Source organism: Vibrio sp. ZF57 (assembly GCF_001691235.1).
GTDB lineage: Bacteria > Pseudomonadota > Gammaproteobacteria > Enterobacterales > Vibrionaceae > Vibrio > Vibrio crassostreae_C.
This window is the reverse complement of the sequence record NZ_MAKD01000007.1, coordinates 21,324-41,589: the sequence shown is the minus strand read 5'-3', so window position 1 is coordinate 41,589 and position 20,266 is coordinate 21,324. Positions and strand designations below refer to the sequence as shown.

Annotated in this window: 16 protein-coding genes and 1 pseudogene; 8 read left to right on the top strand and 9 right to left on the bottom strand. The window is 44.1% G+C overall.

Features of this window, described 5'->3' with window-relative positions; all coding sequences use genetic code 11:
- The 3 genes from A6D97_RS00670 to A6D97_RS00660 form a co-directional block, all read right to left on the bottom strand.
- A partial coding sequence (locus A6D97_RS00670) for a biotin/lipoyl-binding protein (protein ID WP_139074283.1) occupies nucleotides 1-576 on the bottom strand: 576 nt, incomplete at its 3' end.
- Between the two features lie 3 nt (nucleotides 577-579).
- Nucleotides 580-2,019 carry a TolC family protein gene (locus A6D97_RS00665; protein ID WP_017063805.1) on the bottom strand — a complete coding sequence of 480 codons (1,440 nt, stop codon included), beginning with the start codon at nucleotides 2,017-2,019 and terminating at the stop codon, nucleotides 580-582.
- 215 nt (nucleotides 2,020-2,234) lie between these two features.
- A complete protein-coding gene (locus tag A6D97_RS00660) occupies nucleotides 2,235-2,462 on the bottom strand; it encodes a hypothetical protein (RefSeq protein ID WP_009846577.1) in 228 nt (75 codons plus the stop codon).
- Nucleotides 2,463-3,086: 624 nt separating this feature from the next.
- Between A6D97_RS00660 and A6D97_RS00655 the strand changes: the two genes are divergently transcribed.
- The 5 genes from A6D97_RS00655 (at nucleotide 3,087) to gnd (ending at nucleotide 9,625) form a co-directional block, all read left to right on the top strand.
- Nucleotides 3,087-4,739, top strand: a complete 1,653-nt coding sequence (locus tag A6D97_RS00655) for a sensor histidine kinase (RefSeq protein ID WP_065583603.1) — start codon at nucleotides 3,087-3,089, stop codon at nucleotides 4,737-4,739.
- Between the two features lie 69 nt (nucleotides 4,740-4,808).
- A complete protein-coding gene (locus tag A6D97_RS00650) occupies nucleotides 4,809-5,504 on the top strand; it encodes a response regulator (protein WP_065583602.1) in 696 nt (231 codons plus the stop codon).
- A gap of 410 nt (nucleotides 5,505-5,914) precedes the next feature.
- Nucleotides 5,915-7,417, top strand: a complete 1,503-nt coding sequence (gene zwf / locus A6D97_RS00645) for a glucose-6-phosphate dehydrogenase (RefSeq protein ID WP_065583601.1) — start codon at nucleotides 5,915-5,917, stop codon at nucleotides 7,415-7,417.
- Nucleotides 7,414-8,148 (top strand): 6-phosphogluconolactonase, encoded by a 735-nt coding sequence (gene pgl / locus A6D97_RS00640; RefSeq protein WP_065583600.1) that lies wholly within the window; start codon nucleotides 7,414-7,416, stop codon nucleotides 8,146-8,148. The genes zwf and pgl overlap by 4 nt, the downstream gene beginning before the upstream one ends.
- 28 nt (nucleotides 8,149-8,176) lie before the next feature.
- Complete coding sequence (gene gnd, locus A6D97_RS00635) at nucleotides 8,177-9,625, top strand: decarboxylating NADP(+)-dependent phosphogluconate dehydrogenase (RefSeq protein WP_065583599.1); 1,449 nt, start codon at nucleotides 8,177-8,179, stop codon at nucleotides 9,623-9,625.
- Nucleotides 9,626-9,769: 144 nt separating this feature from the next.
- Here the strand turns inward: gnd and A6D97_RS21310 are convergent.
- Nucleotides 9,770-9,976: pseudogene (locus tag A6D97_RS21310) on the bottom strand (metal-dependent phosphohydrolase); the annotation flags it as partial.
- Nucleotides 9,977-10,215: 239 nt separating this feature from the next.
- Between A6D97_RS21310 and A6D97_RS00625 the strand changes: the two are divergent.
- Nucleotides 10,216-10,629 carry a VF530 family DNA-binding protein gene (locus A6D97_RS00625; protein WP_010438513.1) on the top strand — a complete coding sequence of 138 codons (414 nt, stop codon included), beginning with the start codon at nucleotides 10,216-10,218 and terminating at the stop codon, nucleotides 10,627-10,629.
- 116 nt (nucleotides 10,630-10,745) lie between these two features.
- Here the strand turns inward: A6D97_RS00625 and A6D97_RS00620 are convergent, their stop codons facing one another.
- The 5 genes from A6D97_RS00620 to A6D97_RS00600 all read right to left on the bottom strand — a co-directional run bounded on the left by A6D97_RS00620 (nucleotide 10,746) and on the right by A6D97_RS00600 (nucleotide 15,395).
- A complete protein-coding gene (locus A6D97_RS00620) occupies nucleotides 10,746-10,937 on the bottom strand; it encodes a hypothetical protein (RefSeq protein WP_065583598.1) in 192 nt (63 codons plus the stop codon).
- Between the two features lie 255 nt (nucleotides 10,938-11,192).
- Nucleotides 11,193-11,951, bottom strand: a complete 759-nt coding sequence (locus A6D97_RS00615; RefSeq protein ID WP_065583597.1) for a sulfite exporter TauE/SafE family protein — start codon at nucleotides 11,949-11,951, stop codon at nucleotides 11,193-11,195.
- Between the two features lie 195 nt (nucleotides 11,952-12,146).
- Nucleotides 12,147-13,667, bottom strand: coding sequence for a tripartite tricarboxylate transporter permease (locus A6D97_RS00610; protein ID WP_065583596.1), 1,521 nt, complete (start codon nucleotides 13,665-13,667; stop codon nucleotides 12,147-12,149).
- Nucleotides 13,668-13,677: 10 nt separating this feature from the next.
- Complete coding sequence (locus tag A6D97_RS00605; RefSeq protein WP_004733594.1) at nucleotides 13,678-14,178, bottom strand: tripartite tricarboxylate transporter TctB family protein; 501 nt, start codon at nucleotides 14,176-14,178, stop codon at nucleotides 13,678-13,680.
- A gap of 245 nt (nucleotides 14,179-14,423) precedes the next feature.
- Complete coding sequence (locus tag A6D97_RS00600; RefSeq protein ID WP_017062289.1) at nucleotides 14,424-15,395, bottom strand: tripartite tricarboxylate transporter substrate binding protein; 972 nt, start codon at nucleotides 15,393-15,395, stop codon at nucleotides 14,424-14,426.
- Nucleotides 15,396-15,892: 497 nt separating this feature from the next.
- Here A6D97_RS00600 and A6D97_RS00595 point away from each other — a divergent pair, with 497 nt between their 5' ends.
- Nucleotides 15,893-19,066 (top strand): HD domain-containing phosphohydrolase, encoded by a 3,174-nt coding sequence (locus A6D97_RS00595; RefSeq protein WP_065583595.1) that lies wholly within the window; start codon nucleotides 15,893-15,895, stop codon nucleotides 19,064-19,066.
- Between the two features lie 390 nt (nucleotides 19,067-19,456).
- On the top strand, nucleotides 19,457-20,176 hold the full coding sequence (locus A6D97_RS00590) for a GntR family transcriptional regulator (RefSeq protein WP_017071741.1): 720 nt from the start codon (nucleotides 19,457-19,459) through the stop codon (nucleotides 20,174-20,176).
- Nucleotides 20,177-20,266 lie beyond the last annotated feature (90 nt).

The window sequence follows — 20,266 nt, the reverse complement described above, 5'->3', positions numbered from 1 at the left end:
ACCCGCTGCCATTAACGCTTTTTGAGTGGCGGCCACTTTGGTTTCGTCACGCGCACCTTCTTGCGCTAATTGATACATTTGGAATGCAGCGCTTTCGGTGTACTTCGCCGCTTGCCACTGTGTTTTGGCTTCATCACGCTTCTGCTCGGCAACCACACCATCGTTGTAAAGGTTGTTTACACGTTGGTAGGTTTTGTCCATCAGATCGGCAGCTGCTTTGGCTTTCAACCATTGGTCTTTAGCCGCTTGGATCTGTTGAGTACGCGCGCCATTCTCTGCTTCTTGTGCTAATGCACCAGCGGCTTTCTGACCAGCTTTTGCTTGCTCTAGCTTCGCATCAATCTCAGGGCTTAGTAGAGAGAAGATCAATTCGCCTTTTTCAACCGAATCGCCTTTGCGCACGAATATTTCATCAATTCTGCCAGGTACTTTCGATGAGATGCTGTATTGCTGCGCATCGATTTGACCTTGAAGCTTAACCGGCTGAGGTTGATAAGCTTGATAGAAACTGTATCCGACCCAGCCAATAACGCCGATACCAACTAAAGATAGAAGAAGGGGCTTAATAGGTTTCATGAATTATCCTTTTGACTGGCTAACGGTGTCTGTTTTTGAGTCGAAATCAGACGGAACAGAGGAGGTTAAGTAACTGGAGTAAGCATTCATTTCGCTGGTTAGCGCTAACAGCTTGTTGAGAGAGATTAGGTATTTGAAGCGAGCAGCAGATTGCTGGGTTTTAATGCTCGCAAGATAAAGCTCGGCATCAACCACTTCTAATGAGTTAGATAACCCTTGTGTGAAGGCTTTTTTACGAAGTAATAGGTTTTCCTGAGCTAAAGACAAGCTCGAGTTCAGGCCTTGAACCTCTTCAATGGCTTGGTTTGCTTCAAGGTAAGTCTTTTGTACCAACACGGTTAAGTCTTGCTTAGCTTGTGACTTAAGGAATTGAACCTGTGATACGGCACTGTGAGCCGCAGCGACTTTGTCGGAACGGCCAGAGGTATCAAGCAGTGGCACATTCACACCAATGCCAACCAACCAATCGGGTTTCATTTCACTGGCTAGAGAGTCATCTTCATACAGGCTGTAATCACCATAAAGGTAAACCTCTGGGTAGTATTTACCTTTCTCGGCTTTAATTAAGCTGCTTGCTTGTTTCTCTTTTGCATCAAGAATCTTAAGGCCGGGGTAGGTCATGAGTGTCTGGTCAATGAACACGTCCATATGAGGCAGGTTCTTATTGATAAACAGTTGTTCAGAGGGTTCTACACTTTCATTTTGACCAAGGATTTGGGTCAACGCCAATTGCGCAATTTTAAGATCGTTCTGAGCTTTCGTGCGCTCTACAATCGCTTTATCTAAAGAAGCATCGGCTTGTAGGCGCTCTACTCGGGCGATTTGTCCTTGCTGTTCAAGCTTGATGGCGAAATCACGATGCTGAGTTAAGCCTGCTTCAACGGCTTGACGCGTTCTCACAACGTCTTCCGCTAAGATCACCGAGAAGTAATACTTACTTAAGTCTTCGTAGCGAGCTTGTTTCTCCATCAACAGTTGGCTTTGCGCTTCTTCGCTTTTACCTTCAGCCGCATTTTGCGCAGCGGTTATTCGACCACCAGTGAAGATAGGCCACACAGCACGAATGGAAGAGCTAAAGATGTCTTGTTCGGTAATCGTTGAGGTAACGCCACCAACTAGAGGGCGCAAAATCGCGGATATAGCAGGGTTTACTCCACTCAAGCTATCTGAAAACTGTTCACCATTAATCGTCACATCACTATCAAGGTGCGTGTAGTTAGCCCCTAAGGTAATAGAAGGAAGATTGAGGCTACTTGTTGAGTTCTGAAGGTGTTGATAACGTTCAACGTTGGCTTGTTGAGCCGCAAGAGAGTTGTTGTTCTCTTGGAGAATTTGCCACGCTTCAGAAAAAGTGAGCGGGGCTGCATAGCCTGGCGAAGCCATAGTGCCGAGAAGCATACTGGCGATCGCAAGGTATCGGAATTTTGGTTTGGTCATCTGCATTAAATACCAATTAGAGCATTAACTCTAATGTTAACAGGGCGATAGTCATTTGTCTTGAATAGATTGTCTCATATGAATAGAAATTCTCATAACTCGTTAATCAAGTGTAAATAAGATTGAGTGACGTGAATATCAAAGATAAATGAAACTTAAAAAGCACGCATAAGCATGCTCTTTAAGTTCAGTATAGAAGTGTTTTTACAAAATGAAGTGGCTTATTTAAAGCTAGGACAATGGTGATCGGCGCGCCATACCAATTGTCTTGAACCTTGCATTGTTTGTAATAAATCTCTACCTGACATTTGCGGGAATGCTAACAATACCTTGAGATCGAGTGGGGAGGTGCCATCTTTCTCATAGGCTCTTACGTGAGTAAAAGTCGATTGTAAGTGTTTGAACAGCATAGTCTTAGTAAGACAAATTCCAAAGTTATCGCGTTTCATTGCCTTGTTTCCTTTTCAACAATGTTTATACGTTATGTTTGTTATCCTGTTTCTATTGGACGTTGCCACTGGCCACTGATCGATACTTCCTGCTCATCAATGTTTTATTATTGGGTGATGCTTTTATCAGTCACCTCTTCGTTGTCTGGCTAGCCGAGTTTGAAATAGCGATGGATGAATAGGGGAGAATACTTAATCCGTTTGTTCATCATTCGTAACGGCGAGCGTGCAACTTTTAGTTATAGATACGTCCAGCGAGCGAAGGGTTGTTGCTATTTTGTTAATCGAAGTTTCGATTCAAAGCGCGGTCTGAAAATCATGACCTATGGCTTAGCAACAATAAACTTCTTCATATGCAACCATTATAATTGTATTTATTTTAAACAACCTAAAAAACACCTAAAAGCTTAGTGATCTAGCTCAATATTTATTCGTTTATTTTGGTTTTTAAGCTAATCAGTCCTAAAAATGAACGATTAATCGAGATGAACAACGTAAAGGATTATCAATTAACAATCTGCTCAATTATTTAGTTGAGTAGCAGTCACAAATTCACGCCCCTAGAAAGGTCATGCGATTAACTTGGTGTTAACATTGATCGTCTAACACTAGGGACGGTGGAATATGAAATGGAGCAGTATCAGTTTCCGTAAAAGGTTACTGATTATCATGACGGTCACTGGCCTCGTTGAACTTTTGATTCTTGCAGCTGCTGGTTTTTACTACATCAAACAATCTCAAGAACAAGAGATGGGTTTGAAAGCGTTAGGTGTTGCTGAATTTCTATCTGAATCGCCGCTTGTCACCAGCATTATTCAAGAAAATGGAACGTTGGACCCTAATGGCGTTCCCTACGTTTTGTCTGAAGAAACCCAAGTTAAATTTCGTAACCTTACTCAGCTCATTGGCGCGGCGTTTATCGTTGTTGGAGATGATAAAGGTATCCGCCTGATTCACCCTTATGATGACAGGCTCGGTAAACCCATGCGTGGTGGCGATAACCAAAAAGCATTGGTATTGGGCGAGTCTTATGTGTCGACAGCCAAAGGATCGCTGGGTTTTTCAGTTCGTGGTAAATCCGCGGTAAAAGACACCCAAGGTACCGTTATTGGTGTGGTGTCAGTTGGTTACTTATTGGATTCGTTGCAAGATCGAATCGAACCTTACTTAGCCTTTTTGATTGTGATGGCGTTGCTGGTGGTTGCGGTCAACGCTTTGATTTCGAGTTATGTATCTCGCCGTTTTCAACGCGCTATTTTAGGCTTTGAGCCTGAAGAGATAGGGCGACTTTATGTTGAGCTAGATGTAACCATGAGTACCGTGAAAGAGGGCATTCTGAGCATCGACAAGCACGGCATTTTGCGTTCTATTAATAAAAGTGCCTGCGATATTTTATCGATAGACAGGGATAAAGCACTCAATCAACAGCGCCTTTCTGACGTATTGCCAGGCAGTGATTTAGAACAACTGCTATCAACGGGCGACACCGACCACGATGTAGAGTTGTATTTGAACAATAAGCGAATCATTGCTAACCGTAGCCCGATTATAGTGGCAGGTGAGGTGGTCGGGGCGGTATCGAGTTTCCGATTACGAAATGAAATCAACGATTTAACCGACCAGCTCTCACAAACCAAAGAGTATGCTGATCTATTGCGTTCACAAACCCACGAGCATCAAAACAAGCTCAACACCATTAGTGGCTTGATTCAGATGGGCGAGCTGGACTCTGTTCAACAATTGATTGGTCAAGAAACCGCTCATTACCAGAGCTTAATTGAGTTCTTAAGAGAGACGGTGAAAGACCCTCTTATTGCAGGCATGCTTTTAGGCAAAACAGAGCGAGCTCGAGAGATTGGGTTAGAGCTTAAAGTGGAAGAGGGATCAAGGCTTGAAGCTCTGCCTAGCTGGTTAAACGCGGATGACGTTGTCACAATTCTTGGCAACCTGATTGATAACGCCTTTGACGCCACCATGACGGCGATTAAGCAAGAGGGTCAAATTGCGCCAGCGCGTCGGGTTATTGAAGTTTCAATCAGTGATTTTGGTAATGAAATTATCGTAGAAGTAGAAGACAAAGGGTGCGGTTTGCCGAAAGAGTTGGCGACCAAAGCACTTACCGAAAAAGGCGTATCGAGCAAAGCGAAGCAAAATCGTGGTGTGGGTTTGTATCTGATAAAGCAGCTGGCAGACCGATATCAAGGGCAGCTTGAAATGGTCGACAACCAAGATTTTGGCACGCGAATGACGGTTTATTTGCCAAAAGAAGAACAATAATAATTAAGCACGAAGCGATCTTGTGAAGATCATCGTGACGGAAAAAACATGGTTAAAGGAAGAACATAAATGAATGCAATCACGAGAGTCATGGTCATTGAAGATGATATTGCGATTGCAGAGCTACACCATCGTTATTTAGAACAGATGGGTGGCTTTGACGTGGTCGGCATTGCCACTACACAGTCTGAAGCGCTGATGCAACTGGACATCTTAAAACCGAATTTGGTGTTATTGGATGTGTATCTGCCGGACGGGTGTGGGCTCGATATTCTTAATCACGTAAGAGGGAGCAATCAAGGCTGCGACGTTATCTTGATTACTGCTGCTCGGGATGTCGATACGCTGCAGCAAGCAATGCGTGGTGGGGTGGTCGATTATCTATTGAAACCAGTAATGTTTCCTCGTTTGGAAGCAGCACTGAAGAAGTATCAGTCACAGTTACAAGAGTTCGAAAGCGTGTCTGATTTGAACCAAGGTTTGGTTGATAAGATGCTGCAAGCCAATGCCAAAGCGGACTCAGGAAAAGTATCAACCTTGCCCAAAGGAATTGATGGCGTAACGTTGGATAAGATCAGAGCCATTTTTCAGCAAGCTGATGCCGTTAATATTACCGCCGATGAAGCCGGAGAACGGATTGGTGCTAGCCGAACCACCGCCAGACGCTATTTAGAATTTTTGATTACCACTGGTGAGTTAGTCGCAGACTTAAATTACGGTACCGTAGGTCGCCCGGAGCGCTGCTACAACAAAGCGCAAAGATAAACACGACACCATCAAAATAAATATAAAGCCAGTTGAATAAGCTGGTTTTACCTTTTTCTCCCTTTCCTATTGCTCACTCCACCGACCAGATACCGTTCTTTCTTGACTACACTGTTTGAGAATGCCGATTTGCTTCTCCCTCGGGTCAAATGAACGGAACTATCGATTAGAATTTGTTCGAAATGAGTCAATATTTAATCGATTGCTTTCACAGTGGTTGATGTAAATCAAATAGTCATAGACAATACTGTCCCGAATAGAGGTGATAGCTTTCACCCTCGTTTACCAAACGCATTCTCAAATTTAATAGGCGCTTACTATTGATGTAATAGTTAAGACCTATTATCTATTTTCGTATGTCGCTGATACCTTTGGCGAATACTAAAAACCTTGTTTTTATAGGAAAGATGATGGTAATACCTGAAAACAGCAGCATCGTTATTTTTGGTGCGTCGGGAGATCTAACTTACCGCAAGTTAATTCCTGCTCTATACCACCTGTATGCTAGCAATCAACTACCAGAATCCTTTGCGATTCTTGGAGTGAGCCGTACTGAGTACAGCGATGAGTCTTACCGTGAGAAGCTGAAGAAGTCTCTTCAGGAAATGGAAAAAACTGAGCCAGAGACGCTGAATGCATTTATTGAACATCTGCATTACCAAGCGATCAACACTTCAGATGTAAACGACTACGCTCGTTTAGCACAACGTCTAGATAAGCTTGAGCAAGACTACCAATTTGAAAACCATAACACACTGTTCTACTTGGCAACCCCGCCAAGCCTATACGGTGTTATTCCAGCAAACCTTGCTGCGCATGGCCTGAACGATGAAACGAACGGCTGGCGTCGTCTGATCATCGAGAAGCCATTTGGTTACGACTTAGCATCAGCTCAAGCGTTGGATGAAGAGATCCATCATCACTTCCAAGAACACCAGATCTACCGTATTGACCACTACCTTGGTAAAGAAACGGTACAAAACCTTCTAGTGCTTCGTTTCTCAAACGCGATGTTTGAACCACTGTGGAACCGTAACTTCATTGAATACGTTGAAATCACAGGTGCTGAGTTCCTTGGCGTTGAAGAGCGTGGCGGATACTACGACGGTTCTGGCGCTGTTCGTGACATGTTCCAAAACCACCTGCTACAAGTGCTAGCAATGGTGGGCATGGAGCCGCCTGCACAAATTAACGCTGATTCTATTCGTGATGAAGTGGTTAAAGTGCTTCAGTGTCTTAAGCCTCTTGAGGAAGAATACCTGCGTAAAGATCTAGTCTTAGGTCAATACACAGCGTCTGATGTTCGCGGCCAGCATTTGCTCGGTTACCGTGAAGAGCACGGTGTAGCGGATGATTCTCGTACCGAGACTTACATCGGCTTGAAAGCTCACATCAATAACTGGCGTTGGAATGGTGTTCCTTTCTACGTACGTACAGGTAAACGCTTACCAACACGTGTGACTGAAATCGTGATTCACTTTAAGAACACGCCACACCCAGTATTTGGTCAAGATGCACCAGAGAACAAACTGATTATCCGTATCCAACCGGATGAAGGAATTCAGATGAGCTTTGGTTTGAAAGAGCCGGGCGCAGGCTTCAAAGCAAAAGAAGTGAAAATGAACTTCTCTTACTCTGACTTGCCTGAAACTCAAATGCTAACGGCTTACGAGCGTCTTCTTCTTGATGCACTAAACGGTGATGCAACTTTGTTTGCTCGTACCGATGCAGTAGAAGCTTGTTGGAAGTACGTTCAACCAATCTTAGACTTCAAGCAAGATCCTCAAGCGCTGTTTGGCTATGCTTGTGGTACTTGGGGCCCACAGGAAGCGGATGAACTTCTGCAACGTGATGGCCGCGCATGGCGTTTCCCATGCAAAAACTTAACAGACACGGATTACTGCGAACTATGATCAATCACAAGATCTTTGCAACGCCAGAATTGGTCGTTGAAAACCTAGCAAACGAAATGAAAGTGTACAGCGAGCAGGGTAAACCTGTTCACATTTCATTGTCTGGTGGCAGCACGCCAAAAATGCTTTTCAAGCTTTTAGCTCAAGCACCATACGCAGAAGGTATTCAATGGAATAACCTTCACTTTTGGTGGGGCGACGAACGTTGCGTTGCACCAGACGACGCTGAAAGCAACTTCGGTGAAGCGAATACACTCTTATTTTCGAAACTAAAAGAGTTTACAAACGTAAACCTTCCAGCAGAGAACATCCACCGCATCCGTGGTGAAGATGAACCAAAAGCAGAAGCAGAGCGTTTCGCAAAAGAGATGGCAGACGTAATCCCAACAGAAAACGGCACGCCTGTATTCGATTGGATTCTGCTTGGTGTTGGCGCAGACGGCCACACAGCTTCACTATTCCCAGGTGCAACCAACTACCAAGATGAGAACCTATCTGTATTAGCTTCTCACCCTGAGTCTGGTCAAATCCGTGTTTCTAAAACAGCGAAAGTTTTAGAAGCAGCAAAACGAATCAGCTACCTAGTACTGGGTGCAGGTAAAGTTGAGATCGTTAAAGAAATTCATACAACTCCTGCTTCAGAACTGCCTTACCCGGCAGCGAAAATCCAGTCTAAAACTGGCGAAACAGAGTGGTTCCTAGATTCAAATGCAGCAAGTGCTATCGCATAAGTGCGAATAGCCGCAAGGAGATAAAATAATGAAAGGTGATATCGGTGTAATTGGCCTAGCAGTAATGGGTCAGAACCTTATCCTAAACATGAACGACCACGGCTTCAAAGTTGTGGCTCATAACCGTACTGCTGCTAAAGTAGACGAGTTCCTAGAAGGCCCAGCTAAAAGTACTAACATTGTTGGTGCTTACTCTCTAGAAGAGCTAGTTGAGAAGCTAGAAGCGCCACGTAAAGTGATGCTTATGGTTCGTGCTGGTGACGTTGTAGACACGTTCATCGAAAACCTAATCCCACTTCTAGACGAAGGCGACATCATCATTGATGGTGGTAACACTAACTACCCAGACACTAACCGTCGTGTAGCGCATTGTCGTGAGAAAGGCATCCACTTCATCGGTACTGGTGTATCTGGTGGTGAAGAAGGTGCTCGTTTCGGTCCTTCAATCATGCCAGGTGGTGCGGCTGAAGCTTGGGAAGCGGTTAAGCCAATCTTCCAAGGTATCTCGGCAAAAACTGACGCTGGTGAGCCTTGCTGTGACTGGGTTGGTAACGACGGTGCTGGTCACTTCGTTAAGATGGTACACAACGGCATCGAATACGGTGACATGCAGCTTATCACTGAAGCATACCAGTTCATGAAAGATGGCCTAGGTATGTCTGCTGACGAGATGCAAGCAGTATTCGCTGACTGGAACAAGACTGAGCTAGACAGCTACCTAGTTGAAATCACTGCTGACATCCTTGGCTACAAAGATGAAGACGGTGAAGCGCTAGTTGAGAAGATCCTAGACACTGCCGGCCAAAAAGGTACGGGTAAGTGGACGGGTATCAACGCACTAGACCTAGGTATCCCACTAACACTGATCTCTGAGTCTGTATTCTCTCGTTGCCTGTCTGCTCTTAAAGACCAACGTGTTGAAGCTGAAGCTTTGTTTGAGAAGACAATCACTCCAGTTGAAGGCGACAAGCAAGAGTGGGTTGATGCACTACGTCAAGCTCTACTGGCTTCTAAGATCATCTCTTACGCTCAAGGTTTCATGCTAATGCGTGAAGCGTCGAACGAAAACGGCTGGGACCTAAACTACGGTAACGTAGCGCTAATGTGGCGTGGTGGTTGTATCATCCGTTCTGCATTCCTAGGCAACATACGTGATGCGTACGAAGCAAACCCAGACATCGCGTTCCTAGGTTCTGACGAGTACTTCAAAAACATCCTACAAGGCAGCCTAGTGGCATGGCGTAAAGTAGCAGCGAAATCTCTAGAGTCTGGTATCCCAATGCCATGTACGATTTCTGCGCTATCTTTCCTAGACGGTTACACAACTGCACGTCTACCAGCGAACCTGCTTCAAGCTCAACGTGACTACTTCGGTGCTCACACTTACGAGCGTACTGACCGTCCACGTGGTGAATTCTTCCACACAAACTGGACTGGTACAGGCGGCGACACTGCTTCTACAACTTACGACGTATAATCGTAGTGAGAAGTTGTTAAGAGCTCCGACGCTCTTAAAGGTGAAAGCTAAAAATCAAAAGGATGCCGATTGGCATCCTTTTTTGTTGGTTCTGATTTAGCTAACGCTTGATATTAGATTGGGATCTTGCAAGATAAGTTCGAACTAAGCTGTCATGGCTTGCAGTTGAATGTCGTCGTTATATTGATCTCGAATGGCCATAAAGCTGTCTAGGTTTTGTTTAGGCGCTTCAACCCACTCTGGGTCAAACATTGAACCAGTGTTTGCTTCTATATAGGCCATCACCTCATTCAGTGACCAAGCGTGTTTATAGGCTCTTTTACTCATTAACGCATCGAATACGTCTGCCAGTTAATAGCGTATGCGCTATTGCTTAACTAAAGTGCTGTTAATGATGATCTGGACGTTAAATAACCATTTTAAAATTAAATGAAAAGATAAATAGGATAACGCACATGCTTTATGCCATCATAAAGACATAAACAAGGGCAATGGAAATAATGCCCAAATGATTGAGCTAGAAGCGGTCAGTGATGACGGTGTTCTAGAGTAAATTCAAGGCCTTTAGTTGCCTTGAAAAAGGTAATGTTATGACTGAAGAAGAAAGAATCGAACTGCAACAAAATAACCCGCTACACGGCTTAAAGCTTGAAACCATGATCACTGAATTAGTGGATCATTATGGTTGGGAAATTTTAGATGCGGCCATGCGTATGAACTGCTTTAACACTAAGCCTACAGTGGCAAGTGCAGTTAAATACCTGAAGAAAACCGAATGGGCTCGTGAAAAGGTTGAAAACTTCTACCTTTACCGTTTCAAGCGTATGCCTAAAGCATCGGACATCGAATACCAGATGCCTCCGCGTTCACGTACATTCCGCCATGGGCTAGAGCCTCGTGAGCCAATGGAACTAACGGTTGAGTCTATCCACGCTTCTCAAGCTAAAGCTGCGTCTGCATTTAAAGAGCGCCGCGGCGGTAACGGTCGTAACTTCCGTCGTTAATAAGAAGGCGTCGTTAGATAAGGCGTCGACGATTAGTACGCCTAATTAGATAAGCGAAAAACACAAAAGGAGCCTATGAGCTCCTTTTTTAATTCGTTCGATTAAACCGTAATTGGCTAAGCTTCGCGGTTCTTTCTTTGATTCTTCCAAAGATCGGTGACATAAACGATCGCACTGACCAGTAAGAATAGCGCTGACACAGAAAACAGAGCGGGCATTTTTAAGATCCACGCGAATGTGGCAGCAAGAAAAGCGACAAAGCAAATGAGTCGACTTGATGACATGACATGACCGAGTTTAATGTTCATAACGCCTCCTAATGAAGTCTCACTTTCGACAGGAGAAGTATCCCACCCTTGGAAAAATAAAGGCTAAAAAACAGTCTAAATTGTTATCAAATTTACTAATTAAAGGACTCGTCTCACACATATCGACACGGTTATTTTATAAGTAATAAAATAGCGAGATAGGTAATGCGAGAGTCAGCTTTCCCGCTGTGTTTTCCAGTTAGAATTAGATTCAGTTTCGGGTTTAATTAGTGTCAAACCGACTTAGCATAAAACCTAGTTATTATAGAAAAAGTAAGCGGTGATTAAGAAACTCGCGATGATCACTGTGGTTCGAACATAGTGTTGAGGGATGCGGCGAGAGATTTTTGCTGAATAATAACCACCAACCAATGTACCCAATAATACAGCCATGCCAGACGGCCAATCAATCGAACCATTTACGATAAAAAACACGATCGCTGCGAGGGAAGCACACGCGGACACGAGCAGTTTGATGCCATTCATCACGTTGATGTTGGTGTAACCAGCCAGCGCCAAATAGCTCAATGTCACAATGCCCAAACCTGCATTAAAATACCCACCGTAGATACAGACAATCAAAAGTAATAAAGCGGAAAAGAATGCGCCTGCGCTAGTGGCGTGCTTATGTTTTGCTGTAGCTTGTTTAAGCCATTTATTGAGCGTGCCGCCAAACGTGAAAAGCAGAGCAGCATACAGCAACAGCCAAGGGACAGATTGAGTGAACAGAGCTTCTGGTGTGTGCAGCAGTAAAAATGCCCCGATACCACCGCCAATCACACATAAAGCTATAGTCAGTTTTAGCTGCTTAGTACCAGATTGAATTTCGTGGCGCAGAGCGTAGGCTCCGCTAATGTATCCAGCACACGAAGCAAAGGTATTGGTCGCGTTGGCTGCTATTGGTGGAACGCCAGCAAATAACAAAGCAGGGAAAGTGATGAAGCTGCCGCCACCCGCAATGGAGTTAAGCACACCGCCAACCACCCCTGATAAGAATAGAATCAACCAATCCATAGTTTTAGAATCCAATACGTTAACTAACTGGTTACCTTACTTGAATTTGTTATGAATATCAGCGCCATGTGTGTTGTAAAGATAGGTTTGTGAGTTTGCTACCACCTTAGAGCTGTGGTTTTTTGAAATAGCTGGTACGAAAAAAGGAGCCTGAGGCTCCCTTTATTTCGTTTTGTTTTCTAGGCTAAGCCAAGTTTATACTTCAACAGGCTTTGCTCTAAAGCGATTGAACAGCTTAACCAGAATAGGACTAGATAGAACCAATACCGCTAAAATAGTGAAGGTCATAGTGATAGGGCGTTCCCAAAGGAAGCTGAGTTCACCATCACTGATCATCAGTGCGCGTCTCAAGTTCTCTTCCATCAAACCACCTAATATGAAGCCAAGCAGTAACGGTGCGAGCGGGAAGTTGGCCAGCCTTAACGCTATCGCCGCCATTGCCACAATTAGCATCACAAACACATCCATCGTGTTGAAAGACACCAAGTACACGCCTGTGATTGAGAAGAAAATGATCATTGGCAGTAGTACCGTTCTTGGTACCGCTAGCAGTTTAGAGATATATGGGATCAACGGTAGGTTTAAGATAACCAGCACGATGTTGCCAAAGTACATCGAGATAATCACCGACCAAAATACGTCTGGGTGTTCAACGAACAAGCGAGGACCAGGCTGAATACCGTAGGCAATCAATGCACCAAGCATAATCGCAGTTGTACCAGAGCCCGGAATACCCAGCGTTAGTAGCGGAACGAATGAACCACTTGAAGCGGCGTTGTTTGCTGATTCAGGAGCAACAAGACCACGGATACTGCCTTTACCGAACTCTTTCTGCTTGTCTTTTGGCGCGAGGCTACGCTCCATACCGTAACTTAGGAATGCCGCAATAGTGGCACCTGCGCCCGGTAGAACACCGGTAAAGAAACCGAGAATAGAAGATCGAATTGAAACTGGTGCCACTTCTTTGAACTCTTCTTTGGTGACCTTCATGCTACCAATATCCGACATCTTTTGGCTTTCTTCCGCGCTGGTGTCTTGCTCTGGTTTTAGAATACCCATTAAAGTCTCACCTAAAGCGAAGGTTGCCATAGCAAGAAGTAGGAAACTAAAGCCATCCATCAGGTCTGTTAGACCAAACGTGAAACGTTCAACACCAACCCCTTTGTCGATGCCAACAGTAGATAGCATCAAACCAAGAATGGTCATCATCCATGCCTTGATTACCTGACCTGGGCCCGCAAACGCCGCTACTGCCGATAAACCTAACAACATCAATGCGAAGTAGTCTGAAGACTGGAAGCTCAATGACACGCTGGCTAGAGCCGGTGCGGCAATCAAAAGCATGATTGCCGAAAGTGTGCCACCAGTGAAAGAAGAGTAAGCCGCGAGTGCAAGTGCTTTACCCGCTTGGCCTTTTTGTGCCATCGGGTAGCCATCGAATGCGGTTACTACCGTTGAAGAACAACCTGGAGCGTTGATTAATATTGATGACGTCGAGCCACCAAATACAGCGCCATAGTACACACCAGCCATCAAGATTAGGCCAGAAGAAGGGTCTAGGCCGTATGTAATCGGGGTCATCAACGCGATTGCTGAAATTGGACCGAGTCCCGGTAGCATCCCAATAAAGGTACCAACAAAACAGCCAACAATTACCATCATGATGTTCATTGGCATCACGGCGGTCGAAAGTCCTTGTAAAATTCCGTCTAACATAATGTTATCCCTACCAAAGAGTGAAGATTAACCCCGGCTCTAGGTAGATATCTAAGCCTTGAGTTAATAAAAGAAAGAACGCGATAACGAAAGGAAACGACGCGCCAAATAAGACAGCTTTGCGGCGCTCACCCAGTAGGTAAAAGCCTGCAAGTAAGAAGAAGCTGGTTGCTAAAACAAAGCCAAGATAAGTCAGCCCAACACCGTACAGAGCCATTAACACCAAGAAGCCAATCAGCAGTTTCCAGTTCAGCGGCGTAGTGTCGCATGTGACTTTTTTATCCGGCTGTCCGGTTATAAGCAGGATCAACGAAAGGCCAATGCCGATAAACGTTAGCAGGATAGGTAAGGTTCTTGCTGTGAAGGGTTCGTACTCGTCACCGGGGAACAAAGGAATCAGCGTGGTTTGGTAGCCATAGCATAAACATGCAAGCATAAAGAGCATGGCTCCGATGCGATCCTTCGAAAGCAAAGATTCCTTACTCAGAAATTTGGTTGGTAAGTCCGACATATCCAACTCCATTTGGGGTGGTATAAAAAGTAAAAAAGCCGTACATGAGCGAGTCAATGAAATGTCTGGGATCACTAACCAAAGGTAAGCGAATTACGGTACTGGTTTATCAGCCACTTGCGTTTACAACGAATCGGCAAGCGTTAGTAATACGTCTACGAATAAACAAAGGAGTTTGAAGTTAACTCATGCACGGCGAAACAAGGAAAGAGTAAGAGGGCACATAGGCCCTCTATGGTTGTTGGTTATTTCAAGAAACCAAGCTCTCGCATTAGGTCGCCCATCTGTTTTTCTTGATCTTCTAGGAAGGCGTAAAAATCTTTGTCAGCTTTGTAGTTGTCGATCCAACCGTTACGGTCACGAACCACTTGCCACTCATCGGTTTTGTACATTTTGCCAAGCGCTACATTCCATTCGTCGATCTTCGCTTGGCTTGTGCCCGGTGCTGCAAAGAAACCACGCCAGTTAGCGAATACGGTTTCGTTGCCGTACTCAGTCAGTGTTGGGATGTTAGGTGCAGCGTCAAGACGCTTTGGTGCCGTTACAGCAAGCACTTTCACTTGGCCAGATTTAGACATCTCTAGCACTTCACCAAGGCCAGTAGAAAGAAGCTGTGTTTCTCCAGAAAGCAGTGCCGCCATCGCTTTACCGCCAGCATCGTAGGCAATGTAACGTACTTTCTTCGCATCAAAACCTTCGCCTTTGAACGCTGCCGCTACTACAAGGTGGTCCATGCTGCCACGAGCTGAACCGCCAGCAATCTTCACTTTACGTGGGTTGGTTTCGAACTCTTTAACGACGTCTTCCCAAGTGTCGTACTTAGAATCCGCAGGAGCGACGATTGCGCCGTAATCGGCAATGGTTGCTGCTACCGGAGTTAGGTCACGGAAAGATTGAGGGAAGATACCTGTTAGTGAACGAACAACGATAGGCGTTGAGTTCACCATTAGCGTGTCTTCTTGGCGTTGTGCTGTTTCGATTAGGTGAGCAATCGCTTTACCGCCACCGCCACCAGACAGGTTTTGGAAAGAGACATTTTCTACGATGTCTGATTTCACCAATACATCACCCGTACCACGAGCTGTCATATCCCAACCACCACCAGCGCCGCCAGGGATTAGGAAGTGGATTTTTTCTACGTCAGCAGCAAAAGTGTTGAAAGAAAAGGTTGCTGCGATGATAGAAGCCGCAAGAGTAGGTTTCAGTGCCTTGAACATGGTTCACGTTCCTTATGTAGGGGATCTCTTCAATGGAGAGAAACTTATGTTTTATTTCCAGCTACTAAACAGATGAGTAGGATATTGCTTAGCAGATGAAGCTAAAGTTAACGGTGTGTTAATGAAATGTCTGTAATGCGGCGATATTGAGAATAAAGAACATTGGATTAATATTGTTCATAAAGTTCACGGTAACGTGTTTTTGTCCATTTACTGTTGAATGATATCTGGATTCTAAAATCGTAGTTATTGTCTCAGAATGATTGAATTCATTGACAAAGGTTGGATTTAACTAGCGTTTTCTACTCGAGTGCATTGGTTGTTGGTCTATATTGTTAGATGTGACTACGATAACTATTTCTGCAAAAGAGTCAGGTGTATAGAGGTGTTAGATTTTAGATGTGGAATAGAGTTACTATAGTTGATATGCAACTTAAGCGGTATTGATTGCGCTAGGCTGTTAACTTTGGAGTTGGCGATTATTCAAGGATGAAATAATGGCATTAAAAAAAATTTCGTTACGATTTACTGTTGGAGGAATGTTTTTACTCGCGACATTTCTTACCGCTGTTGTTGCGGTTTCACTGCAATATTACTTCAGTAAAAAAATGGCGACTGAGAATACCCTATCAAAGTTGACGATGGTGTCCCAAGAGCTGAGTAACTATATCGGCGCGGTTGATTCTGACGCAGCCAATACCGCGCGTTTACTTTCTTCAGTGAAACGTTCTATAAGTAACAAAATATCGAAAGAAGAGTCGCGTAGTATTCTTTCAGAAGCAATTAAAGATAACCCTCTCTTTTATAGTATTTACATTGGCTCATCTAATGAAAACTTCTTCCAAATTATTAATCTAGAATCTGCCCCTGTCGTTAGAGAAAAAATCGGTGCACAACAAAAGGACCGTTGGGTTGTGGTTGAGATTCATAATATAGGGGAGGAGCGCGTCCGTACGACGAAATATTTTGACCAAGAGTTTACGCTAAGAAACTCAACTACGGAGCAGAGCAACTACCTTCCAACAACCAGGCCTTGGTATGTTTCTGCCAATGTTCAGTCGGTCGAAAAAACTCAGCCATATCTTTTCCAGCATTTACAAATTACCGGGCAAACTTATTCTTTAGCGTTTGATTCGAAAATCGAATCTGAAGTTCAACATGTGATTGGTATTGATATTGTGTTGTCTTCTTTAGCTAGCAAACTATCAGGTACGGCGCTTGGCTTAGCAGAAGACAGTAAGGTTGAGTCTTTCTTATATTCGAAATCGGGTAATATTATTGCGTCTAACCTCAAGGTTAACAATCAGGAATCGGAGTTTGATGTATCAACATTAATGCTATCGTCTGAGCAGCAAGCCTTGATTAACGATACCCCTCCGCTGTTAGTGTCTAATCAAAATGATTGGGGGCCGATGGACTTTTCAGTGGCGGGAAAGCCAAACGGCTATGCGATAGACCTTCTTAACATGATTGGTGAGATGACAGGGATCAGGTTTGAATTTGTTAATGGTTTCTCTTGGGGCGAGCTTGTCAGTAAGTTTCAAGAAGGAAGTATTGATGGCCTGCAATCGGTTCAAAATTATAAAAATAATGGCATAGATGGCCTATACACGACTCCAATTTATGAATTGCCATTTTCTGTCGTGACAAGGGTCGGTGCGAAGGTTGTCACTAATTATGCCGAGCTTGAGGGTAAAAAAGTTGCCATTTTATCTGGGTGGTCAATTATTCCTAAGTTAAGAGAGGACTTTCCGAACATTGATTTAGTTGAATTTGAAAACCTAGAGTCTGCATTTAATTCAATTGAAAGCGAAGAGAACTTTGCTTTCTTAGAAGCTGAACCCGTACTCTCGTTTGCATTAGATAGGTTTTTCCAGCCAGGCCTTGTTGTCAATGGGACTCTAGAAGATCTAAAACAGAACTACTCAAATCAATTCCATTTGGTGCTGCAGAGCAAGCATAAACAATTGCTTCCAATTATTGATCAAGCTATCAGCAAGTTAAGTGGTGAACAACTTGATGCCTTAGCAAAAAAGTGGCTGCATGATACCGGCTTTAATACGAATACGACGGTTCCTTATACTGAACTTTATGATTTGACTAAGGAAGCAACGGTTGAAGGTAGTATGGTAAGGGTCGAGTTGAATGGTGAGATTAAGCATCTCTATTTAAAGAAAATAGACACGGGCGAACACTACTCTGAGTATTTTGCGGTATTGATTCCCGAATCTGAAGTCTTCAGTACAGTCAATAAGCGTCTAGCAACCTCTGTCGGTGTAACGATTTTACTGATGAGTTTAACCTTGCCTGTGGCTTGGGTCTTTGGTACACCGATAGTACGTCCTATTCGCCAATTAGAGAAAGAGACTCACAAGGTTAAGTTGCGTGACTATGACAACGTAGCTGTGCTTAATACTCGTATTAAAGAAGTGTGGGAGTTATCTGTTGCTGTAAAAGAAATGGCAATGGAGCTTAAACGACATGAACAGAGGCAAGAGGCGTTTGTAGAGTCGTTTATCAAGCTTATCGCCCAAGCTATCGATGACAAGTCCCCTTATACGGCTGGGCATTGTAATCGTGTACCAGAACTCGGCTTGATGCTGGCTGACGCGGCGGAACAATCGCAGTCTGAGCACTTCAAAGACTTTGAGTTTAAAAATGATGACGAACGCCGTGAGTTTAGAATTGCGGCTTGGTTGCATGATTGTGGCAAGATCACGACACCGGAACACATCGTCGATAAAGGTACGAAGTTAGAAGCGAACTACAACCGAATCCACGAGGTGAGAACTCGATTTGAAGTACTTTGGCGTGATGCGGAAATCACCGCTTTGAGAAAACAACTTGATGGTACGCTATCAACGCAACTGATAGCCGATGAACTTACGGCAACGAAGCAGCAGCTACAAGATGACTTTGCCTTTATCGCTACGTCGAACGTTGGTGGTGAGTTCATGAGTGATGACAAAGTCACTCGTATTCGCTCGATAGCTGAGACGACCTGGACGCGTCACTTTGATGATCAACTTGGTCTATCACCGATAGAGGCAATGAATCGAGAGCCGAGTTCAAGTTTACCAGCCACAGAACCACTTTTGAGTGATAAGCCAGAGCACATAGTGAAAAGAGATAGGCCGTTAGAATTTGACCCGAAACATCAAATTAAAATGGATGTGCCTGAGCACTTATACAACCTAGGCGAAGTCTACAATCTGAGTATTGCACGCGGTACATTGACTGCTGAAGATAGATTTAAGATAAACGAGCACATGCTTGGCACGATTAAGATGCTTGAGAACCTGCCATTCCCGAAAGAGCTAAGTCGTGTTCCTCGCTACGCTTCAACTCACCATGAAACACTTAAAGGTACAGGGTATCCAAGGAAGCTGACTGGTGATGACCTCTCAATCCCAGAACGTATTCTGGTGATCTCTGATATTTTTGAGGCATTAACCGCTGCAGATAGGCCTTATAAGAAGGCTAAGCCAATCAGTGTTGCTGTCGACATCATGTATAAAATGGCATTGGACGAGCATCTCGATATCGAACTGTTTAGATTGTTCTTAACCAGCGGCACTCACCTGCGTTATGCAGAAGAGTATCTGAAGCCGGAACAAATTGATTTCGTTGATATCAGCAAATACCTAGATGTTACTCGTCAGATTGCTTGAGTAAAGGTGGCTTGTTAGAACGGGGTCTATGAATGAAAGGCGCACATGAGTGCGCCTTTTTTATATCTGTTTATCGGTGAACAGGTAGATCGACACAAAGTGCTCTGCGTTTGTCAAGTCTGTCTATAAGTTGTCGACACATTGGTTTCGAGTGATTTTAGGGTAGGGAAGGGTTTAGCGGCTCTTTCTTTGCTTAAATCGATAAATAACAAGTGGTTGAATTGTTTTTAGTGTCCTTTTAAGTAAGTTTTTATCGCCTATAGAAAGTACTACCTTAGTCTAAATTGTCGACAATTTGCTTGATTGTCGACAATTTAATCGTGTATTTTATGTTCATGTTATGAAATTGTTGACAGTTAGGGTCGGCAATCAGAAGTGAGCAGCGTGAATATGAATACTGCGATAAAAGATCTCACCTTAAGTGCAAACACGAAAACACGTGTGAGCGACAAAGAAAACACCAAGTCGGAAAATCTGACTGAGTACCTCGTTGAGGCGATTGTTAACGGTGAATTAGCACCGGGCAGTAAGATCTCGGAGCCTGAACTGGCTAAACGCTTCGAGGTAAGTCGAGGTCCATTACGTGAAGCGATAATGCGTGTGGAAGGACTTGGCCTGATAGAACGTATTCCACATGTTGGTGCGCGAGTGATTACTTTTTCTGCAGACAAACTGCTAGAGCTTTACGCGGTGCGAGAGGCATTGGAAGGCATGGCGGCTCGCTTAGCAGCGCGACATATTACACAAGAAGAGCTTATCGGGCTTGAAGGATTATTGTCGACACACTCAAAGCACATCGATGAAGTCGAAGGTTCTTCTTACTTTCATCAACATGGGGATTTTGATTTCCATTACCGCATTATCAAAGCGAGTCGTAACAGCAAACTCATTTCGCTGCTGTGTGATGAGCTTTATCACCTATTACGCATGTATCGCTATCAATCGCCTAGGGCTCAGTCTCGACCAAAAGAGGCGCTCGATGAACACAAATACATCCTACAAGCGATTCGTAATCGTGATGAAGAGCTAGCAGAAATGCTAATGCGACGACACATCTCGGGTAGTCGATTGCTTATAGAACAACAAATTCAATCCAAAGATCTTGATTAAGCGACCATTGGAACCTGTCAGCAGATCAGTGCTGGCGATAATCAAAAGCCGTAAGTCTTAAAGATTAGCTAGAAATAAACAATTAACAGG